The sequence below is a fragment of the Streptomyces pactum genome, from assembly GCF_002005225.1.
In the GTDB taxonomy this organism is placed as follows: Bacteria; Actinomycetota; Actinomycetes; order Streptomycetales; family Streptomycetaceae; genus Streptomyces; species Streptomyces pactum_A.
Map to the genome: position 1 here is coordinate 6,225,130 of NZ_CP019724.1, position 19,945 is coordinate 6,245,074.

Genomic DNA, 19,945 nt, shown 5'->3' on the forward strand with positions numbered 1-19,945 from the left:
GGGTCAGCCATCGAACCCTCGCACGGGTGATCCCTCTCAAGAAGGAGCTCGTCTCCGTGGCGTCCCACCGTCGTCCCAAGCAGCCGAGCCGCACGCGCGTGACCGTGCTCACCACCGCTGCCGCCGCCGCTGTCGCTCTCAGCTCGCAGGCCGCCAACGCCGCCCCGAGCGAGAAGCCGAGCAAGGACGAGGTCAAGGCCAAGGTCGACAAGCTGTACGAAGAGGCCGAGCAGGCCACCGAGAAGTACAACGGCGCCAAGGAGAAGCAGGAGAAGCTCCAGAAGGAGATCTCCACGATCCAGGACAACGTCGCCCGCGGCCAGGAGGAGCTCAACGAGCTGCGCGACGGCCTCGGTTCGATGGCCAGCGCCCAGTACCGCTCCGGCGGCATCGACCCCTCCCTCCAGCTCTTCCTCTCGGCCGACCCGGACGACTACCTGGACAAGGCCTCCACCCTCGACCAGCTCAGCGGTCAGCAGGTCGAGGCGCTGAAGAAGATCCAGGACAAGCAGCGCGACCTCGCCCAGCAGCGTTCCGAGGCCACCGAGAAGCTCGAGGACCTCGCCTCCACCCGCACCGAGCTGGGCAAGAAGAAGAAGGAAGTCCAGGGCAAGCTCTCCTCCGCGCAGAAGCTGCTCAACACGCTCACCGCGCAGGAGAAGGCCGCCCTCCAGAAGGAGGAGCAGCGCTCCACCCGCAGCAGCGAGCGCCAGGTCCTGTCGGGCAAGTCCACCCCCGCCTCCGGCCGGGCCGCCGCCGCCTTCGCGGCCGCCCAGAGCAAGATAGGCACGCCGTACGTCTACGGCGCCACCGGCCCGTCCTCCTTCGACTGCTCGGGCCTGACGTCCTGGGCCTACGCCCAGGCCGGCGTCGGCATCCCGCGCACCTCCGAGGCGCAGACCGGCGCGGGCACCCGCATCTCCTCGATGAGCCAGTTGCAGGTCGGCGACCTGGTCTTCTTCTTCAACGACCTGCACCACGTCGGCCTCTACGCCGGCAACGGCCAGGTCCTGCACGCGCCGCGCACCGGCACGGTCGTCCGCTACGAGTCGATGAGCACCATCGGCGGCCCGTTCATGTTCGGCGTGCGCGTCTGACCCGACGCCCCTCGCGAACCCTTCAGCCGCCCTCGCCGTGCCGCCCGTTCGGGCGAATCACGGCAGGGCGGTTTGAGCCCCCGCCCCGCCGGTGACCTGCGTCAGCGGCGGGGCGCCGTGCTGCGCGCCCCCTTCAGGTCGTTGGCCGGTGCGCCGCCACGGGGTTACTGTCTGCCGCGTTTCCCTGTCCGCCAGCGGAAGGAGTGCGGCTTCCCGTGGGGTCCCATCGCCGCCATGCAGCAACCGGGTTCGACCGCGGCGCCACCGCCGCCGTCGGCCTGCTCTCCGTCGCCGCCGCAGTGCTGGGCGCCGTACCGGCCACGGCCGCCCCGCAGGACGACCGGCGGGCGGAGGTGGACCGCCTCTACGCGGAGGCGGAGCAGGCGACCGAGGCCTACAACAAGGCCGACGCGCGCACCGACGCCCTGCGTGCGGAGGTCGGCACCGCGCGCGACGCGATCGCCCGGCAGCAGGAGCGGGTCAACACCATGCGGGACGCGCTCGGTTCGCTGGCCGGCGCCCAGTACCGCTCCGGCGGCATCGACCCGTCGCTGGCGCTGCTGCTCGCCGCCGACCCGGACGACTACCTGGACAAGGCCTCCGTGCTCGACCGGATCACCACCCACCAGGCCGGTGAGCTGAGGGAGCTCCAGGGCGCCCTGCGCGACCTCGCCCAGGACCGCGCCGAGGCCGGCCGGAAACTCGCCGAACTGGAGAAGGGCCGCAAGGCCGTCGCCGCCCACAAGAAGACCGTGGAACGGAAGCTCGCCAAGGCCCGCGAGCTGCTCAACTCCCTTCCGGACGGCGAACGCGCCGCCTATGACCGCGGCTCCCGCTCCGGCCGCTCGGACCTGCCCGTCCCGGGCGCGGCCGGACCCGTCTCCGGCCGCGCGGCGGCCGCCGTCGCCGCCGCCCGCTCCGCCCTCGGCAAGCCGTACGTCTGGGGCGCCAACGGGCCCACCGGCTTCGACTGCTCGGGCCTGACCCAGTGGTCGTACGCACAGGCCGGGGTCGGTCTGCCGCGCACCTCGCAGGCGCAGTCCGGCGCCGGGCAGCGGGTGCCCCTGGCCCAGGCGCGGCCCGGCGACCTGGTGGCCTACCGGGACGACGCCAGCCACATCGGCATGTACGTCGGCGACGGCCAGGTGATCCACGCCCCCTACCCCGGCGCCCCCGTGCGCTACGACCCGGTCGGTATGATGCCGGTCTCCTCGGTCACCCGGGTCTGACCTTCGCGGCCGTTCGGGCCCCTTCGCCCGCTGCCGCCTTCGGCCCGCCGCCCGTACGATCGGGAAGGTGGCCGGTCGAAGGCGGGTGTCGGGTTCCTCGGTGGTGGCGCTGTGCCTGCTGCTCGTCTCCCTCGTGGCCTGCGGCGGCCGGACCGCCGCCGACCCCGTGCGGGCCGAGGTGCAGCGGGTACTGGACCGGCGGGCGGCCGCCGTCCTCGACCACGACCGGGCCGCCTACGCGCGCACGGGCGGCGGGGCCGGCTTCGACAACCTGAGCGAGGTGCCGCTGGCCGCGTGGTCGTACCGCGTGACCGGCGTGGACCGCACCGGCGACACCGCCACCGCCGACGTCGAGCTGCGCTACCGCCTCGACGGTCACGACCGGGGCCCCGTCACCGCCGGCCGCACCGTGCGGCTGAGCCGGGACGGAGCGGACGGGCGCTGGTCCGTCGACTCCGACCGGCCCGCGCGGCAGTCCGGCCCGCAGCCTTGGGACCAGGGCGCGGTCAGGGTTGTTAGGGGTACGCACAGCCTCGTGCTCGGCGTCGGGCAGTCCACCGGGGCGCTGCGCGGCTACGCGGACCTGGCCGACCGGGCGGTGCCGGCCGTGTCGGACGCCTGGGAGGGGCAGTGGGCCCGCAGCGTCGTCGTACTCGTCCCGAAGTCGCTGGAGGGGATGGCCGGCCTGCTCGGTTCCCCCGCCTCGTCCTACCGGGGCATCGCCGCGGTCACCACCGGCGAGACCGGCGGCCGGGAGCAGGCCCCGGCGGACCGGATCATCGTCAACCCCGACGCGTACGGGCTGCTCGGCACCCTCGGCAAGCAGGTCGTGCTCACCCACGAGACCACCCACGTCGCCACCCGCGCCGACACCACCGCCGCCACCCCGCTGTGGCTGTCCGAGGGCTACGCCGACTGGGTCGGTTACCGCGACAGCGGCCGGGCCCCCGGCCAGGTGGCCCCCGAGACGGCCGGCGCGGTCTCCGGGGGCCGCGTGCCCGCGAACCTCCCCACGGACGAGGACTTCGGCTTCACCGCCGACGCGGACCGACTGGCCCGCGCCTACGAGGGCGGCTGGCTGGCCTGCCGCATGATCGCCGACCAGTGGGGCGAGGACCGCCTGGACGGCTTCTACCGCGCCGTGGGCGCGCACGAGGAGCGCGCGGGCGCGGTCGAGGACGCGATGGACGAGGTGCTCGGGACGACGCCGCGGGAGTTCACGGCACGGTGGCGGGAGTATCTGCGGGCGGAGTTCGACTGAGGCGGTGGGGCGCGCGGTGGCCGCGGGCCGCGTCGGCGCTCGCGCCGGTCCGTCGAGGAAGGGCGGGCGTGCGCTGGAGGCCGAGGCGGGCGGGTGTGGCGTGGGTGGCCGAGGCGGGCGGCCGCGGCCGTGGCGCTGGAGGCCGAGGCGGGCGGGGGTCAGGACGGGGCCGGTGCCTCGTCGGCGTGGGCGGTGCGGGGCGGCGGCGACAGCGCGGGTGTCCCGCGCGGCACCGTGTCGCGCCACAGGGCGCGGGCCGCGAGGAGCGCCGCGGCGACCAGCAGGCCGTTGCGGACGAACAGCAGCGCGACGCCGAGCGGATCGCTCGCGACGACCTCGGCGAAGTAGACCGGGAACTCCAGCACCGTCACCAGGCTCGCCGCCAGCACCAGGGCGACCGGCACCCGCATACGGCTCGCCCGGAAGCACCGGCAGACCGCGGCGAGGCCGATCAGCCACACCATGTACTGCGGGCTGATCACCCGGCTGGTGACCGTGAACATCAGCACCGCCGCGAAGGCCGCGTCCGCCGCCGTGTGCGCCGCGAAGCGCGAGGCCGCCAGCCGCCACAGCAGCAGCCAGCCGAACGCCAGGGCGGTCAGCACGAGGGCGACCGTGCTCACCGCGCCCACGTACGGGCCGAGGAACTCGACCGAGCCGTAGTTGAGCAGCACCTCGCCGTTCCAGCCGAAGTGCCGGGCGACGTGGAAGACCAGCGAGCCCAGCGACTCCACCTCGGTGCCCCTCTCGCGCTGGAACGTCAGGAAGGCGAACGCGCCCGGCATCGTCGCGGCGAACAGCGCCGCCAGCCCGGCCCCGCTCAGGGCCGCGGCGGCCCACGGCGCCCGTCCGCGCATCCCGAGGAGCACCAGCGCCGGCCACACCTTCAGCAGCGCCCCGAGCGCGGCCAGGGCTCCCGCGACGCGCGGATGCCGGCCGGCGGCGAGCAGCGCCGCTACCGCCACGGCGGCGACCATCACGTCGTAGCGGGCGTACACCGTCGGGCCGAGCAGCGGTACGCCCGCCACCCACACCCACGCGCCGCGCGGCGAGCGGCCGGAACCCCGGCCCGCGCGCCACAGCAGCGCGAGGACGGCCAGGTCCGCGGCACAGGCCAGGACGAAGAAGGCCGTCGCGTACTCCAGGAAGGGCAGCAGCGCGGGGGAGAGGATCGCGAAGGCCGCCGCGGGCGGGTACTGCCAGGTGGTGTCGTCCAGCGGAAACGTTCCGGTGCGCAGGACGTCGTACCAGTCCCGGTAGATCACGGACACGTCGCCGGTGACGTCCGGACCGGGGAAGACCAGCACCTTGAGCACGAACAGCAGCAGCACCAGCCGCGTGGCGCCCCAGGCCGTCAGCAGCCGCGCCGCGGGCCGCCTCGCGTCCGTCGTCTCCACGTGCTCCCTGCCCGTCCGCGTGCCGTGCTTCGCGGCCATGATGACCCGGACACCTGGGCGTCTGCCACCGGACGCGGCCGGCCCACGCCCCGCGCGGCGGGTTCGGTAGGGTCGGCGGCGTGCGCAAGACCTTGATCGTGACGAACGACTTTCCGCCCCGCCCGGGCGGCATCCAGGCCTTCCTGCACAACATGGCGCTACGGCTGGACCCGGAGCGGCTCGTCGTCTACGCCTCCACCTGGAAGCGGAGCCGGGAGGGCATCGAGGCCACCGAGGCCTTCGACGCCGAGCAGCCCTTCACCGTCGTACGGGACCGTACGACGATGCTGCTGCCGACGCCGGGCGCGACCCGGCGGGCCGTCGGGCTGCTGCGTGAGCACGGGTGCGCGTCGGTGTGGTTCGGGGCGGCGGCGCCCCTCGGCCTGATGGCGCCGGCGCTGCGGAGGGCGGGGGCCGAGCGGATCGTCGCCACCACCCACGGCCACGAGGCCGGGTGGGCCCAGTTGCCCGCGGCCCGGCAACTGCTGCGCCGGATCGGGGAGTCGACGGACACGATCACCTACCTCGGGGAGTACACGCGCTCGCGGATCGCGGGCGCGCTCACCCCCGGGGCCGCCGCGCGGATGACGCGGTTGCCGCCGGGCGTGGACGAGAAGACCTTCCATCCGGGCAGCGGCGGCGACGAGGTGCGGGCCCGGCTCGGACTGACCGAGCGGCCGGTCGTGACGTGCGTCTCGCGGCTGGTGCCGCGCAAGGGCCAGGACACGCTGATCCGGGCGATGCCCCGCGTCCTCGCCGCCGAGCCCGACGCCGTACTGCTGATCGTCGGCGGCGGCCCCTACGAGAAGGACCTGCGCCGCCTCGCCGCCGAGACCGGCGTCGCCGCCTCCGTGCACTTCACCGGCGCCGTCCCCTGGTCCGAGCTGCCCGCGCACTACGGCGCCGGCGACGTCTTCGCGATGCCGTGCCGTACCCGCCGGGGCGGGCTGGACGTCGAGGGCCTCGGCATCGTCTACCTGGAGGCCTCCGCGACCGGCCTGCCCGTCGTCGCCGGCGACTCCGGCGGCGCCCCCGACGCCGTACTCGACGGTGAGACCGGCTGGGTGGTGCGGGGTGACTCCGAGGAGCAGGTGGCCGACCGCGTCGTCACCCTCCTCGGCGACGCCGGGCTGCGCCACCGGATGGGGGAGCGGGGCCGGGCCTGGGTCGAGGAGAAGTGGCGCTGGGACCTACTGGCGGAGCACCTGAAGGCGTTGCTGTAGCGCGGGGCGTCCGGGGACGCGGGTCGCCTCATGCCGCCAGGGGCGCGGGGAACCGCGCGCGAAACCACAACGAACCCGCACCCGCCAACGGCGACGAAGGGGCACCCCAACGGGCGCTCCCCGCCGGCTACTTCGCGTAGATCGCCTCGATCTCGTCCACGTAGTCCTTCGCCACCACGTTCCGCTTCAGCTTCAGCGACGGCGTCAGATGCCCCGAGTCCTCCGTGAACTGCGCCGACAGCACACGGAACTTCCGCACCGACTCCGCCTTGGAGACCGCCGAGTTGCCGTCGTCGATCGCCGACTGGACCGCGGCGAGCAGATCCGGATCGTCCCGCAGCGACGCCGCCGTCGAACCGGCCGGCTTGCCGTGGTCCGCGCACCAGCGGCCGAGGAACTCCTCGTCGATGGTGACCAGCGCGCCCACGAACGGGCGCCCGTCGCCGACCACCATGCACTCCGCGACCAGCGCGTGCGCGCGGATGCGGTCCTCGATCACGGCCGGGGCGACGTTCTTGCCGCCGGCGGTGACGATGATCTCCTTCTTGCGGCCGGTGATCCGCAGATAGCCGTCCTCGTCGAGGGTGCCGATGTCGCCGGTGTGGAACCAGCCGTCGGCCAGCGCCTCGGCGGTCGCGTCCGGGTTGTTCCAGTACTCCTTGAACAGGTGCTCGCCGTGCAGCAGCACCTCGCCGTCGTCCGCGATGCGCACCACGGAGCCGGGCAGCGGCTGGCCGACCGTGCCGATCTTCTGCCGGTCCCAGGGGTTGAAGGCGGTGGCCGCGCAGGACTCGGTCAGGCCGTAGCCCTCCAGGACCGTGAAGCCGATGCCGCGGAAGAAGTGACCGAGGCGTTCGCCGAGCGGGGCGCCGCCGGAGATGGCGTACTCGCCGCGTCCGCCGAGGACCGTGCGGAGCTTGCCGTAGACGAGCTTGTCGAAGACCTTGTGCTTGATCTTCAGGCCGACGGACGGGCCCGACGGGGTGTCCAGGGCCTTGCTGTACGCGATCGCCGTGTCGGCGGCCTTGTCGAAGATCCCGCCCTTGCCGTCGGCCTGCGCCTTGGCGCGCGCCGAGTTGTAGACCTTCTCGAAGACGCGCGGCACGCCGAGGATCAGCGTGGGCCGGAACGCGGCCAGCTCGTCGGTGAGGTTCTTGATGTCGGGGACGCAGCCCAGCTTGATCGGCGCGATCATCGGCGCGACCTGCACCAGGCGCCCGAAGACGTGCGCGAGGGGGAGGAAGAGGAGGACGGAGCACTCGCCCGTGCGGAACAGCGGGCGCAGCCGCTCGACGACGTTGCCGCACTCGGCGAAGAAGCTGCGGTGGGTGAGCACACAGCCCTTGGGCCGGCCGGTGGTGCCGGAGGTGTAGACGATGGTCGCCGGATCGTCGGCCTTCGCGATCGAGCCGCGCTCCTCGACGGTGCGGTCCGTGACGTCCTGGCCCAGCCGCCCCAGTTCCTCCACGGCCCCCGCGTCGATCTGCCAGACGTGCTTGAGGGCGGGCAACCGCTCGCGCACCGACTCGACCGCGGCGGCGTGCCCGGCCGACTCCACGACGCACGCCGTGGCACCCGAGTCGCTGAGGATCCACCGCACCTGCTCCGGCGAGCTGGTCTCGTACACCGGCACGGTGATCGCGCCCGCGCACCAGATCGCGAAGTCCAGCAGCGTCCACTCGTAGCGCGTGCGGGACATCAGGCCGACCCGGTCGCCCGGCTGGACGCCGGAGGCGATCAGGCCCTTGGCGGCGGCCCGCACCTCGGTGAGGAAGTCGCGGGCGGTCACGTCCTGCCACGCGCCGGCCACCTTGCGGGAGATGACGGCGACGTCCGGGTGCTGCGCGGCGTTTCTGCGGACGATGTCGGTCAGATTTCCGTCCGCAGGGACCTCGTACAAAGCCGGAAGGCTGAACTCGCGCAAGACTGCTGCTCCTCATAAGGCGCCGGCGCCACGACGTTGTGCGATGCGACGGTGCGGTCCAAGGCTCGGGCAAGTGCTCGGACATCACATGCCGATCACATGTCGGAAGCACATGACGATTCACATGTTGAAATCCAGAGCACGACTGGACTGCCCGGACGTTACCCGCCGGTATGCCTTCTCCGACAGGGGGTCCCCGCGAGATGTTCGCTGCGTCACACGGATGGGGTTTCCTTTGCGCACAGTAGTCGACGGATCAACCGACCAGCCAGTAACCGCAGGTCCGGCCGCCGCTGTTCACCTGAGGCGCGCGCTGCTTACGCTTGATCGCCATGGCACCCACACCGCCCGGTAACAAGAGGACGCGCGTCCATGTGATCAGCGACGTCCATGGCAACGCCCGCGACCTGGTCAGGGCCGGCGAGGGCGCCGACGCCCTGGTCTGCCTCGGGGACCTGGTCCTCTTCCTCGACTACGCCGACCACACGCGCGGCATCTTCCCCGACCTGTTCGGCGCCGCGAACGCCGACCGCATCGTCGAGCTGCGCACCGCCCGCCGCTTCGCGGAGGCACGGGAGTTCGGGGCCCGGCTGTGGGCGGAGGCCGGCGGGGACCGGGCGGCGTTGATCGAGGGCGCGGTGCGCAAGCAGTACGCCGAGATGTTCGCCGCCTTTCCCACCCCGACGTACGCCACCTACGGCAACGTCGACATGCCGCCCCTGTGGCGCGAGTACGCCGGGCCCGGCACCACGGTCCTCGACGGCGAGCGGGTGGAGATCGGCGGCCGGGTCTTCGGCTTCGTCGGCGGCGGCCTGCGCACGCCGATGCGCACGCCGTACGAGATCGGTGACGAGGAGTACGCCGCGAAGATCGAGGCCGTCGGCGAGGTGGACGTGCTGTGCACGCACATCCCGCCGGAGGTCCCGGAGCTGGTCTACGACACGGTGGCGCGGCGCTTCGAGCGGGGCAGCCGCGCGCTGCTGGACGCGATCCGCCGCACGCGTCCCCGCTACGCCCTGTTCGGGCACGTGCACCAGCCGCTGGTGCGGCGGATGCGGATCGGGGCGACCGAGTGCGTGAACGTAGGGCACTTCGCGTCGACGGGGCGGCCGTGGGCGCTGGAGTGGTGATCGTCCGCCGCCGGACCTGCGCGGGCAGGTGGTGACGTACGCCCCGCCCGTGCGCGATAGCCTTCACGCGGCACACACGTGCGCGCCACGGGCGCACGACGACCTCAGTACCGGCCCGCATCTGGAGGAGCCACGGCGATGGCGGAACACACCAGCTCGAGCATCACCATCGAGGCGGCACCGGCCGACGTCATGGCGGTGATCGCCGACTTCGCCCGCTACCCGGACTGGACCGGCGAGGTGAAGGAGGCCGAGGTCCTCGCGACCGACGCGCAGGGGCGTGCCGAACAGGTCCGGCTCGTCATGGACGCCGGGGCGATCAAGGACGACCAGACACTGGGGTACACCTGGACGGGCGGGCACGAGGTGTCCTGGACGCTGGTGAAGTCCCAGATGCTGCGTTCCCTGGACGGCTCCTACCTGCTCCGGCCGGCGGGCACGGGCACGGAGGTCACCTACCGGCTCACGGTCGACGTCAAGATCCCGATGCTCGGCATGATCAAGCGCAAGGCCGAGAAGGTCATCATCGACCGGGCACTGGCGGGGCTGAAGAAGCGAGTGGAGTCGGGGCCGAAGTAGCGTTCCCGCCCCGTAGCCGGGGGCGGAAGCAGCTCCCCCTCCCCGCCGCGGCCGTGGGCAGTCGTGCTGCTCGGGCGGCACGGGAGGGCGCCGGGCCTCCCTTCCGGGCAGGCACCCCGCGGCGCCGGGCGACGTCACGCCGCGCGGTGCGCCAGAGCACCGGTATCCGGCGGCGTCGGGCTTCCGCGTCGGGTTTGCGCGCTGGTATCCGGCGGCGTCGGGCTTGCGTACCGGCACCCAACGGCGTCGGGCTTCCGCGTCGGGCTTGCGTACCGGCACCCAACGGCGTCGGGCTTCCGCGTCGGGCTTCCGCGTCGGGCTTGCGTACCGGCACCCAACGGCGTCGGGCTTCCGCGTCGGGCTTCCGCGTCGGGCTTGCGTACCGGCACCCAACGGCGTCGGGCTTCCGCGTCGGGCTTCCGCGTCGGGCTTGCGTACCGGCACCCAACGGCGTCGGGCTTCCGCGCCGGGCTTCCGCGTCGGGCTTGCGTACCGGCACCCAACGGCGTCGGGCCTCTGCGCCGGGCCCCCGCCCCGGGAGAACCGCGCCCGGAGAATCGCCCGCGCCTTGCCGCCCGCGCACGCAGGTACCGTTCAGCCTCATGCGCACCCTCCTGATCACGGGCCCCGGCGGCAGCGGCCGTACCACCGTCGCCGCCGCCACCGCGCTCGCCGCCGCCCGGCAGGGCACCCGCACCCTCCTCCTCGGCGCCGACCGCGACGACACCCTCGGCGCCGTGCTCGGGACGGCCACGGGTCCCGCACCGATCACCGTCGAGCCCCGCCTCACCGCCTGGCGGCCCGACGCCGCGCAGGGTTTCCGCACCGGCCTCGCCGCCCTCCAGGACCGCGCCGCCTCCGCGCTCGACCTGCTCGGCGCCGGCCGCCTCGACCCGGAGGAAGCCACCCCGCTGCCCGGCGCGGACGAACTCGCCCTGCTGCGCGCCCTGCGCGACGCCGCCCTGGCCGAGGGTCCTGACCAGCACGATCTCCTCGTCGTCGACCTCCCGCCCGCACCCCGTGCCCTCGCGCTGCTCGCCCTCCCGGAGGAACTGCGCCGCTACCTGCGCCGTCTCCTGCCGCCCGAGCGCCAGGCGGCCCGCGCCCTGCGCCCCGTTCTCGGCCGCCTCGCCGGCGTCCCCATGCCCGCCGAGGCGCTGTACGAGGCCGCCGCCCGCTGGGACCTGGAACTCGCCGCCGCCGAGGCCGTCCTCGCCGACCGGAACACCGTCGTCCGGCTGGTCGCCGAGCCGGGCCCGGCCGGGGCCGACGCCGTCCGCTCCGCCGCCCTCGGTCTCGCCCTGCGCGGCCTGCGCACCGACCTGCTGGTCGCCAACCGCGTCCTGTCCGAGGACACCCCGGCGGACAGTTGGCTCACCGGTCCCCTCACCCAGCAGCGCAAGGCGCTGGAGGAGTGGCAGGGCACGCACGACGTCCGTACCGTCGCCCACCTCGGACGCGACCCGCGCGGCACGGACGACCTCGCGGCGCTCGACGTGCCGGGCGTCAACCCGGACCCCTCCCCGGTCGAGTGGCCCGTCACCGACCGGCTGGCCGAGGACGGCGTGCTGGTCTGGCACATCCCGCTGCCCGGCGCCATACGCGACGAACTGGACCTGATCCGCCGCGGTGACGAACTGGTCGTCACCGCCGGGCCGTTCCGCCGGATCGTCCCGCTGCCGTCCGCGCTGCGCCGCTGCACGGTCGACGGGGCCGCCCTGCGGGAGGGCACGCTCGCCGTCCGGTTCGCGCCGGACCCGAAGCTGTGGCCGCGGAGCCGCTGAACGCGCCGCACCCGTTCGGGTAACGTCGTAGGGACGAACCGTAGTCAGGAGTCCGTCATGAGCGAAGAGCTCCCCCCGTCCGAGGCCCCCCGCCCCGACGAGGCCGACGGGGCCGACGCAACGCGACCGGCCGACGCCGACGCCTGGGCGACGGCGTGCGCCGAGGACCTGGAGGCGGAGAAGGCCCGCCGCCGGGCCGAGTACGGGCCGCCGCCCGGATCGGCCGCCGAGGAGCTGCGCAGGCTGGTCGACACCGTCGCGGACAAGCTGTCCGGCCTCCAGGCCCCGCTGCTCGGCCAGGTCGCCGGACCGGCCGCCCAGCAGGTGGTCCGCCAGGTCGTCCAGCAGGCCAAGGCCGCCGTCGAACCGGTCCTCGAGCGCAACCCGGACGTCTTCGACCACCTCGCGGCCGCCGGCGGTGAACTCCTCGCCGCCTACCGCTCCGCCGTCCAGAACCAGGAGCGCCGCTGGACCGCCGGGGCCTCCGCGGACGACGCGCGCCCGGGCCCCCGCGACGAGCCGCGCGACGACGGAAGCGGCACCGGACGCGACGACGGCGACGAGGGCACCGGCCCGGGCCAGCGCATCGACTTGGACTGACACCGCCCTCGGGTACGGTTGGCCATAGCGGGGCTCGACCGAAACTGAGGGATTCATGGGACTCACCATCGGCGTCGATATCGGCGGCACGAAGATCGCGGCGGGCGTGGTCGACGAGGAAGGCAACATCCTCTCGACCCACAAGGTGCCGACCCCGGGCACGCCCGAGGCCATCGTGGACGCCATCGCCTCCGCGGTGGAGGGCGCGCGTGTGGGGCACGAGATCGTCGGCGTCGGCATCGGCGCCGCCGGATACGTCAACCGCCAGCGCTCCACGGTCTACTTCGCGCCCAACATCGACTGGCGCCAGGAGCCGCTCGAGGAGAAGGTCGAGGCCCGCGTCGGCCTCCCGGTCGTCGTGGAGAACGACGCCAACGCCGCCGCCTGGGGCGAGTACAAGTTCGGTGGCGGCAAGGGCCACCGCAACGTCATCTGCATCACCCTCGGCACCGGTCTCGGCGGCGGCATCATCATCGGCAACAAGCTGCGCCGCGGCCACTTCGGCGTGGCCGCCGAGTTCGGCCACATCCGCATGGTGCCGGACGGCCTGCTGTGCGGCTGCGGCTCCCAGGGCTGCTGGGAGCAGTACGCCTCCGGCCGGGCCCTCGTGCGCTACGCCAAGCAGCGCGCCAACGCCACTCCCGAGCGCGCCGAGGTGCTGCTCGCGCTCGGCGACGGCACGCCCGACGGCATCGAGGGCAAGCACATCTCCGTCGCCGCCCGCCAGGGCTGCCCGGTCGCCGTCGACTCCTACCGCGAGCTGGCCCGCTGGGCCGGTGCCGGCCTCGCCGACCTGGCCTCCCTGTTCGACCCGTCGGCCTTCATCGTCGGCGGCGGCCTCTCCGACGAGGGCGACCTGGTCCTCGACCCGATCCGCAAGTCCTACAAGCGGTGGCTGGTCGGCGGCAACTGGCGCCCGGTCGCCGACGTGATCGCCGCCCAGCTCGGCAACAAGGCCGGCCTGGTCGGCGCGGCGGACCTGGCCCGGGAGCCCGACCCGATCATGTAGACGTACGGAGCTCGGACGTCTCCGAAGGGGCGCGGGGAACTGCGCGACAAGCCACGTACCACCGGCGGTCGCCCACGTACCTCGCGCCCCGAGCCGTAAGGTGCCGCACCCCGATGCGCGCGGCGTAGATTGATCCACATGGCAACGTCGCTCCAGCCGCTCCCCAACTCACGTACCGAACCCGACGGTTCCGCCGTCATCCGGGTCCTCAGCTACAACATCCGCTCGATGCGCGACGACACCGACGCCCTCGCCCGGGTCATCGCCGCCTGCGCCCCGGACCTCGTCCTCCTCCAGGAGGCCCCCCGCTTCTTCCGCTGGCGCAAGAAGCTCACCCGGCTCGCCGCCGCGTCCGGGCTGGTCCTCCTCTCCGGGGGCGGCACCGCCGCCGGGCCCGCGCTGCTGTGCTCCCTGCGGGCCACCGTCGAGCGCACCGAGGACGTGCTGCTCCCGCTCACCCCCGGCCGGCACCGCCGCGGCCTCGCCACCGCCGTCGTCCGCATCGGCGGGGCCCGCCTCGGCGTCCTGAGCTGCCACCTGTCACTGGAGGCGGAGGAGCGGTACGAGCAGGCCGGTCTGCTCCTCGACCGGGTCGCCGGCCTGGGCGTGACGCACGCGGTGGCGGGCGGCGACCTGAACGAGCGCCCCGGCGGCCGCACCTTCCGGCGGCTCGGCGACGGGCTGCGGGACTGCTGGACGGCCGCGCCCTGGGGCAGCGAGTACACCTTCTCCGCCACCGTCCCCGACCGGCGCATCGACGCCGTCTTCGTCACGGAGGGCATCGAGGTACTGGGCTGCGGGGTGCCGCTGGGGCTCCCCGGGGTGGCCGAGGACGACCTGAGGGCGGCCACGGACCACCTCCCGGTCCTGACCGCCCTCCGCGTACCCGCGTCCGCGACCTGAACGGACGACAGCCCTAGACCACCGCGCCCCGCCCCGGATCGTCGTCGTCCTCGTCGCCCGTCCGCATCCGCATGACCAGCGTGGCGAAGCCGCCGAGGAAGCCGCCGACGCCGAGGGTCTGCAGCCACCAGGTCATGTCCCAGCCGAGCACCACCGCCAGCAGGAGCAGCACCGGGCCGCCGAGCACGCCCAGCCAGGCGAACTTCGCGGTGGTGTCGCCCTCGGGAAGCGGGGGCGGCTCGGGCGGCACGAAGTGGCCCTCGCCGTCCCCGTCGGCCTCGTCGAGACCGTCGTCCGAGGGCTCGGCCAGGGTGTGGTCGCGCGGGCCGACACCGGGGGCGAACGCCACGGAGCCGCCCAGGGGCCGGGCGGAGGCAGGCCGGTCGGCCCCGGGCCGGTCCGCCTCGGGCGGGTCCGCCTCGGGCTTGTCGTCGTTGGTCGCCGGCTCCAGGAGCGCCAGGTCCTCCACCGACTTGAACGGCTTCGCGCCCGGCGGGTCCGGCGGCTCGTCCCCGTACCCGGCGACGATCGCCGCCCAGGCGGCGTCCTCGTCCACGGCCACGCCCTGCTCCTCGGGCCCGCGGTCGGCCGCGCGCTCCTGTTCCTCGCGGTGTTCCCGCTCCCGCTCCAAGTCCCGCTCCAGCTCCGGTTCCCGCTCCTCGCGCTCCTCGCGCCCCTCGCGGTCCTCGCGGTCGGAGTCGTGCTCAGCCACCTGCGGCCGTCCCTTCCTTGCCGAGACCGGGCTCCGGCTCCCCGACGGAACCGGGCGCGAGCCGGCCGATGAACGCGACGCTCTCCATGAAAATCCGGTCCGCATCGTGGTCCAACGTCGCCACGTGGTAGCTCTGTTCCAGCAGGATCTCGGTCACGTCCCTCGACGAGACCCGGCCGAGGATGCGGGCCGAGTCGGCCGGCGGCACCACGTGGTCCTGAAGACTGCGCAGCAGCAGCAGCGGCTGGGTCACCTGCGGCAGGTCGCCGTCGGCGAGACGGAAGAACGTACGCAGCGAGTGCGCCGCGTGCAGCGGCACCTTGTCGTACCCCAGCTCCGAGCTGAGCGGCTTGGCGATGTCGCTGGCGATGCCCTTCGTCGCGGGCAGCAGATGACGCATGACCGGAAGGGCGTGCTGGGCCACGCCGTGCATCCGGTTCGCCGGGTTGACGACCATGACGCCGGACACCGCGTCGCCGTGCTTGGCGGCGAGCCGCAGCGCCAGCGCGCCGCCCATCGACAGCCCGGCCACGAAGACGCGCGCGCAGCGCTCGCGCAGGGCGCGCAGCTCGCGGTCCACCTCCGCGTACCAGTCCTGCCAGCCGGTGACCTGCATGTCCTGCCAGCGCGTGCCGTGCCCGGGCAGCAGCGGCAGCGCGACGGTCAGGCCGCGCGCGGCGAGGTACCGGGCCCAGGGGCGCAGCGACTGCGGAGACCCCGTGAAGCCGTGGCAGAGCAGGACGCCGACCTCACCGCCCTCGTGGCGGAACGGCTCGGCTCCGGGCAGGACCGGCACGTCTCGGTCTCCTGTCGTCAGGGGGGCCGGCACAGCCGGACCGTCGGGTGCGATAGACGCGTGTGCGGTACTCGCGGGTACTTCACCGTACGCGACCGCACTGACACCGACCAGGGCCGTCGGGGCCATTGACGGCGCCCCGGGATAAGGTCTGACCCACAGACACAGGAGGCACTCGCTTGTTGTACGGCGCGATGAAGGTCACCGTCGGGGGTTCGCTGAAGCTCGCCTTCCGGCCCTGGGTGGAAGGCCTGGAGCACATCCCGGCCGACGGCCCCGCCATTCTGGCGAGCAACCACCTGTCGTTCTCCGACTCGTTCTTCCTGCCCGCCGTCCTCGACCGCAAGGTGACGTTCATCGCCAAGGCCGAGTACTTCAACACCCCCGGGGTCAAGGGCCGGCTGACCGCCGCCTTCTTCAAAGGGGTCGGCCAGTTGCCGGTGGACCGCTCCGGAGCACGCGGCGCCGGCGAGGCCGCCATCAAGAGCGGCATAGAGGTACTGGAGCGCGGCGAGCTGTTCGGCATCTACCCGGAGGGCACCCGCTCCCCGGACGGGCGGCTCTACCGGGGCAAGCCGGGCGGCCTCGCGCGCGTGGCGCTCGCCACCGGCGCGCCCGTCGTCCCGGTCGCCATGATCGACACCGAGAAGATCCAGCCGCCCGGCACGGTGATGCCGAAGCTGATGCGGCCCGGCATCCGCATCGGCAAGCCCCTCGACTTCACCCGTTACCAGGGCATGGAGCACGACCGCTTCGTGCTCCGCGCGGTGACCGACGAGGTCATGTACGAGATCATGAAGCTCTCCGGCCAGGAGTACGTCGACATGTACGCGACCGCCATGAAGCGGCAGCTCGCGGACGCGGCGAAGGCCGAGAAGGAGGCGGGCAAGGCCGCGAAGGCCGCGCTCGCCCAGGCGGAGAAGGAACAGACGGCCAAGGAGAAGGCGGCGGCCGAGCAGGACCGGCCCGCAGGCGACCGGTAGCCGCCGGACGGGCGAGGGAACGTACGGGGGCCGGGGACGGGGGGACATGGCCAGGCGCGAGAGAGTCATGAGGATGTCGGTCGAGCAGCCGCTGTGGCGCGCGCTCGCCGGCTACCGCGTGCTCACCATGCTGTACGCGATCGGCTTCTTCACCACCGCCTACTCCGGCTTCCACCGCCCCTGGCTCGCAGTCGCCTACTACGCCGTCCTCTTCGTCTGGACGCTGGCGACGCTGCCCAAGGTCTCCGGCGCGGCGAGCTGCACCAAGCGGTTCCTCACCGCCGACCTCACCATCGCGCTGACCGGCATCCTCCTCACGCCGTTCGCCGACGCGCACGAGCGGGTCATGGACGGCGGCCCGACCCTGCCGTCGATATGGACCGCCGGTTCCGTCCTGGCCTTCGCCATCAAGGGCGGCTGGCGCTGGGCGGCCGTCGCCTCCACCCTCGTCGCCGTCGCCAACCTGATCGAACGCGGCACCCCCGCCCGCGACACCGTCCACAACGTCATCCTCGTCTGGGTCGCCTCCATCGCCATCGGCTACGTCGTCGAGGTCGCCCGCGCCTCCGAGCGCACCCTCGCCCGCGCCCTGGAGATCGAGGCGGCGACCAGGGAGCGGGAGCGGCTCGCCCGGGACATCCACGACAGCGTGCTCCAGGTGCTGGCGATGGTGCAGCGGCGCGGCGCCGTCATCGGCGGCGAGGCGGCCGAGCTGGGCCGGATGGCCGGCGAGCAGGAGGTCGCGCTGCGCACCCTGGTCTCCGGCGGCCTGGTGCCCGTCTCCCGCGTGTCGGAGGACGCCGCCGAAGGCGCGGTCGTACGGGCGGTGGAGGAACCGGAGCGGGACGAACCGGACGGTCCGGTCGATCTGCGCGCCCTGCTCGCCCCGTACGCCGGCTCCCTCGTGAACCTCGCCGAGCCGGGCGCGCCGGTCCTGCTGGCCCCTCTCGCGGCCCGGGAACTCGCGGCGGCCGTGGGAGCCGCCCTGGACAACGTCCGCAAGCACGTCGGTGAGCACGCGCGCGCGTGGATCCTGGTCGAGGACGAGCCGGACGAGGTGATCGTCACCGTCCGCGACGAGGGGCCCGGCATCCCGGCGGGACGGCTCGCCGAAGCCGAGGGCGAGGGACGCCTCGGCGTGGCCCTGTCGATCCGGGGCCGGCTGCGCGAGCTCGGCGGCACGGCGGAGCTGATCTCGGTGCCCGGCCAGGGCACGGAGGTCGAACTGAAGGCGCCGAAGAAGACCGGCAGTACCACCGCACGGGGGAAGGCAGCGGACCGATGACCGAACGACAGCAGCCGATCAGGGTCATGGTGGTCGACGACCACCCGATGTGGCGCGACGCCGTCGCCCGGGACCTGGCCGAGTCCGGCTTCGACGTGGTCGCCACCGCCGGCGACGGCGACCAGGCGGTCCGCCGCGCCCGGGCCACCGGGCCCGACGTCCTCGTGCTCGACCTCAACCTGCCCGGCAAGCCCGGCGTCCAGGTCTGCAAGGAGGTCGTCGGCGCCGACCCGAAGCTGCGCGTCCTGGTGCTCTCCGCGAGCGGGGAGCACGCCGACGTGCTGGAGGCGGTGAAATCCGGCGCGACCGGATACCTGCTGAAGTCGGCCTCCACCGAGGAGTTGCAGGACGCGGTGCGCCGCACGGCCCTCGGCGACCCGGTCTTCACCCCCGGGCTGGCCGGCCTGGTCCTCGGCGAGTACCGCCGCCTCGCCTCCGAACCGGCACCGGCCGCGGAGTCCGGCGGGCCCGGAGCGCCCCGGCTCACCGACCGCGAGACCGAGGTGCTGCGCCTGGTCGCCAAGGGCCTGAGCTACAAGCAGATCGCCGAACGCCTCGTCATCTCCCACCGCACCGTGCAGAACCACGTTCAGAACACCCTGGGCAAGCTCCAGTTGCACAACCGGGTGGAACTCGTGCGGTACGCGATAGAGCGCGGCCTCGACGACGAGTGAGCAACGCGCGACACTGACCCTTCGTCGGGTATCTGCGGCGAAGGGAAGTTTCCATGCGCGTCGGAGTACTGACCGGGGGCGGCGACTGCCCCGGGCTCAACGCCGTCATCCGGGCCGTCGTCCGCAAGGGCGTACAGGAATACGGCTACGACTTCACCGGCTTCCGGGACGGCTGGCGCGGTCCGCTGGAGGGCGACACCGTCCGCCTCGACATCCCGGCCGTCCGCGGCATCCTGCCCCGCGGCGGCACCATCCTCGGCTCCTCGCGCACCAATCCGCTCCAGCACGAGCACGGCATCCGGCGCATCAAGGAGAACCTCGCCGAACTGGAGGTCGAGGCGCTCATCACGATCGGCGGCGAGGACACGCTCGGCGTCGCCACCCGGCTCGCGGACGAGTACGGCGTGCCGTGCGTCGGGGTGCCCAAGACGATCGACAACGACCTGTCCGCCACCGACTACACCTTCGGTTTCGACACGGCGGTGGGCATCGCCACCGAGGCCATCGACCGGCTGCACACCACCGCCGAGTCGCACATGCGCGTGCTGGTCGTCGAGGTCATGGGCCGGCACGCCGGCTGGATCGCCCTCCACTCCGGCCTGGCCGGCGGCGCCAACGTCATCCTCATCCCCGAGCAGCGCTTCGACACCGAGCAGGTGTGCGCCTGGGTGACCTCGCGGTTCCGGGCGTCGTACGCCCCGATCGTGGTGGTCGCCGAGGGGGCGATGCCGCGCGACGGCGACATGGTGCTCAAGGACCAGTCGCTGGACTCCTACGGGCACGTGCGGCTGTCCGGGGTGGGCGAGTGGCTGGCGAAGGAGATCGAGAAACGCACCGGCAAGGAGGCCCGGACCACCGTCCTCGGCCACGTCCAGCGCGGGGGCACGCCCAGCGCCTCCGACCGCTGGCTCGCCACCCGCTTCGGCCTGCACGCCGTCGACTGCGTCCGCGACGGCGACTTCGGCAAGATGGTCGCCCTGCGCGGCACGGACATCGTCCGCGTCCCCATCGCCGAGGCCACGGCCCGGCTGAAGACGGTCGACCCGGAACTGTACGAGGAGGTCGGGGTCTTCTTCGGCTGACCCGTGACCTCTGCCCCCTGCCCTGACCCATGACCGTGGGCCCCTGCGCGCCGCCCCTGGGCCCGTGCCCGCTGCCCCGGGTCGCCTCCCCTGGGCCCTTGCCCCTGTGCCCGCTGCCCCGGGTCGCCGCCCCTGGGCCCTTGCCCCCGTGCCCGCTGCCCCCGCGCCCCTGCCCCCGTGCCCCTGTCCCGGGCCCGTGGCCGCTGACCGGCGGCTCCGGGCCCGGCACCGTATATTC

General features: G+C 73.6%; 18 protein-coding genes. 14 read left to right on the plus strand and 4 right to left on the minus strand.

All coding sequences use genetic code 11. The features are described from left to right. Nucleotides 1-56 precede the first annotated feature (56 nt). The 3 genes from B1H29_RS26635 (at nt 57) to B1H29_RS26645 (ending at nt 3,587) form a co-directional block, all read left to right on the plus strand. Nucleotides 57-1,097, plus strand: coding sequence for a C40 family peptidase (locus B1H29_RS26635; RefSeq protein WP_055417695.1), 1,041 nt, complete (start codon nt 57-59; stop codon nt 1,095-1,097). 215 nt (nt 1,098-1,312) lie between these two features. After that, entirely contained in the window at nt 1,313-2,326 is a 1,014-nt protein-coding gene (locus B1H29_RS26640; RefSeq protein ID WP_055416527.1) for an NlpC/P60 family protein, read from the plus strand. A 67-nt stretch (nt 2,327-2,393) separates the two neighbouring features. Next, entirely contained in the window at nt 2,394-3,587 is a 1,194-nt protein-coding gene (locus B1H29_RS26645; RefSeq protein WP_055416526.1) for a hypothetical protein, read from the plus strand. A 158-nt stretch (nt 3,588-3,745) separates the two neighbouring features. Here B1H29_RS26645 and B1H29_RS26650 read toward each other — a convergent pair whose 3' ends face one another. After that, nucleotides 3,746-4,984, minus strand: coding sequence for a glycosyltransferase 87 family protein (locus B1H29_RS26650; protein ID WP_055417694.1), 1,239 nt, complete (start codon nt 4,982-4,984; stop codon nt 3,746-3,748). 119 nt (nt 4,985-5,103) lie between these two features. Between B1H29_RS26650 and B1H29_RS26655 the strand changes: the two genes are divergently transcribed. Next, nucleotides 5,104-6,246, plus strand: coding sequence for a glycosyltransferase family 4 protein (locus tag B1H29_RS26655; protein WP_055416525.1), 1,143 nt, complete (start codon nt 5,104-5,106; stop codon nt 6,244-6,246). A gap of 127 nt (nt 6,247-6,373) precedes the next feature. Here the strand turns inward: B1H29_RS26655 and B1H29_RS26660 are convergent, their stop codons facing one another. Beyond that, nucleotides 6,374-8,170, minus strand: coding sequence for an AMP-dependent synthetase/ligase (locus tag B1H29_RS26660; protein WP_055416524.1), 1,797 nt, complete (start codon nt 8,168-8,170; stop codon nt 6,374-6,376). A 332-nt stretch (nt 8,171-8,502) separates the two neighbouring features. On the opposite strand from B1H29_RS26660, the gene B1H29_RS26665 reads away from it, so the two are divergent. From B1H29_RS26665 to B1H29_RS26690, 6 genes are all read left to right on the plus strand, one after another. Beyond that, nucleotides 8,503-9,300 carry a metallophosphoesterase family protein gene (locus B1H29_RS26665; protein ID WP_079160480.1) on the plus strand — a complete coding sequence of 266 codons (798 nt, stop codon included), beginning with the start codon at nt 8,503-8,505 and terminating at the stop codon, nt 9,298-9,300. Nucleotides 9,301-9,438: 138 nt separating this feature from the next. Continuing rightward, nucleotides 9,439-9,879 carry an SRPBCC family protein gene (locus B1H29_RS26670; protein ID WP_055416522.1) on the plus strand — a complete coding sequence of 147 codons (441 nt, stop codon included), beginning with the start codon at nt 9,439-9,441 and terminating at the stop codon, nt 9,877-9,879. Between the two features lie 602 nt (nt 9,880-10,481). After that, nucleotides 10,482-11,663, plus strand: a complete 1,182-nt coding sequence (locus B1H29_RS26675) for an ArsA family ATPase (RefSeq protein WP_055416521.1) — start codon at nt 10,482-10,484, stop codon at nt 11,661-11,663. Nucleotides 11,664-11,720: 57 nt separating this feature from the next. After that, entirely contained in the window at nt 11,721-12,263 is a 543-nt protein-coding gene (locus B1H29_RS26680) for a DUF5304 domain-containing protein (protein WP_055416520.1), read from the plus strand. 55 nt (nt 12,264-12,318) lie between these two features. After that, nucleotides 12,319-13,272 (plus strand): ROK family glucokinase, encoded by a 954-nt coding sequence (locus tag B1H29_RS26685; RefSeq protein WP_055416519.1) that lies wholly within the window; start codon nt 12,319-12,321, stop codon nt 13,270-13,272. Between the two features lie 138 nt (nt 13,273-13,410). Continuing rightward, nucleotides 13,411-14,175, plus strand: coding sequence for an endonuclease/exonuclease/phosphatase family protein (locus B1H29_RS26690; RefSeq protein ID WP_055416518.1), 765 nt, complete (start codon nt 13,411-13,413; stop codon nt 14,173-14,175). Between the two features lie 13 nt (nt 14,176-14,188). Here B1H29_RS26690 and B1H29_RS26695 read toward each other — a convergent pair whose 3' ends face one another. Both B1H29_RS26695 and B1H29_RS26700 read right to left on the minus strand, forming a co-directional pair. Next, on the minus strand, nt 14,189-14,887 hold the full coding sequence (locus B1H29_RS26695) for a hypothetical protein (protein WP_055416517.1): 699 nt from the start codon (nt 14,885-14,887) through the stop codon (nt 14,189-14,191). Then, entirely contained in the window at nt 14,880-15,683 is an 804-nt protein-coding gene (locus B1H29_RS26700; RefSeq protein WP_055416516.1) for an alpha/beta hydrolase, read from the minus strand. The genes B1H29_RS26695 and B1H29_RS26700 overlap by 8 nt, the downstream gene beginning before the upstream one ends. Before the next feature lie 194 nt (nt 15,684-15,877). On the opposite strand from B1H29_RS26700, the gene B1H29_RS26705 reads away from it, so the two are divergent. The 4 genes from B1H29_RS26705 to B1H29_RS26720 are packed head-to-tail and all read left to right on the plus strand — an operon-like array spanning nt 15,878 to nt 19,707. Continuing rightward, nucleotides 15,878-16,666 (plus strand): lysophospholipid acyltransferase family protein, encoded by a 789-nt coding sequence (locus tag B1H29_RS26705; RefSeq protein WP_055417693.1) that lies wholly within the window; start codon nt 15,878-15,880, stop codon nt 16,664-16,666. Nucleotides 16,667-16,712: 46 nt separating this feature from the next. Further along, nucleotides 16,713-17,951: a MacS family sensor histidine kinase gene (gene macS / locus B1H29_RS26710; protein ID WP_055416515.1), complete on the plus strand. Its 1,239-nt coding sequence runs from the start codon at nt 16,713-16,715 to the stop codon at nt 17,949-17,951. Further along, nucleotides 17,948-18,625 (plus strand): response regulator, encoded by a 678-nt coding sequence (locus B1H29_RS26715; protein ID WP_055416514.1) that lies wholly within the window; start codon nt 17,948-17,950, stop codon nt 18,623-18,625. Before macS ends, B1H29_RS26715 begins: the two co-directional genes overlap by 4 nt. Nucleotides 18,626-18,678: 53 nt before the next feature. Then, on the plus strand, nt 18,679-19,707 hold the full coding sequence (locus tag B1H29_RS26720) for a 6-phosphofructokinase (RefSeq protein ID WP_055416513.1): 1,029 nt from the start codon (nt 18,679-18,681) through the stop codon (nt 19,705-19,707). The last annotated feature ends 238 nt before the right edge of the window (nt 19,708-19,945 follow it).

Excerpts from the sequence above, each read along its gene's own strand:
- B1H29_RS26665 (WP_079160480.1), top strand. The coding sequence starts at position 8,503 with ATGGCACCCACACCGCCCGGTAACAAGAGGACGCGCGTCCATGTGATC.
- B1H29_RS26670 (WP_055416522.1), top strand. The coding sequence starts at position 9,439 with ATGGCGGAACACACCAGCTCGAGCATCACCATCGAGGCGGCACCGGCC.
- B1H29_RS26675 (WP_055416521.1), top strand. The coding sequence starts at position 10,482 with ATGCGCACCCTCCTGATCACGGGCCCCGGCGGCAGCGGCCGTACCACC.
- B1H29_RS26680 (WP_055416520.1), top strand. The coding sequence starts at position 11,721 with ATGAGCGAAGAGCTCCCCCCGTCCGAGGCCCCCCGCCCCGACGAGGCC.
- B1H29_RS26685 (WP_055416519.1), top strand. The coding sequence starts at position 12,319 with ATGGGACTCACCATCGGCGTCGATATCGGCGGCACGAAGATCGCGGCG.
- B1H29_RS26690 (WP_055416518.1), top strand. The coding sequence starts at position 13,411 with ATGGCAACGTCGCTCCAGCCGCTCCCCAACTCACGTACCGAACCCGAC.
- B1H29_RS26705 (WP_055417693.1), top strand. The coding sequence starts at position 15,878 with ATGAAGGTCACCGTCGGGGGTTCGCTGAAGCTCGCCTTCCGGCCCTGG.
- macS (WP_055416515.1), top strand. The coding sequence starts at position 16,713 with ATGGCCAGGCGCGAGAGAGTCATGAGGATGTCGGTCGAGCAGCCGCTG.
- B1H29_RS26715 (WP_055416514.1), top strand. The coding sequence starts at position 17,948 with ATGACCGAACGACAGCAGCCGATCAGGGTCATGGTGGTCGACGACCAC.
- B1H29_RS26720 (WP_055416513.1), top strand. The coding sequence starts at position 18,679 with ATGCGCGTCGGAGTACTGACCGGGGGCGGCGACTGCCCCGGGCTCAAC.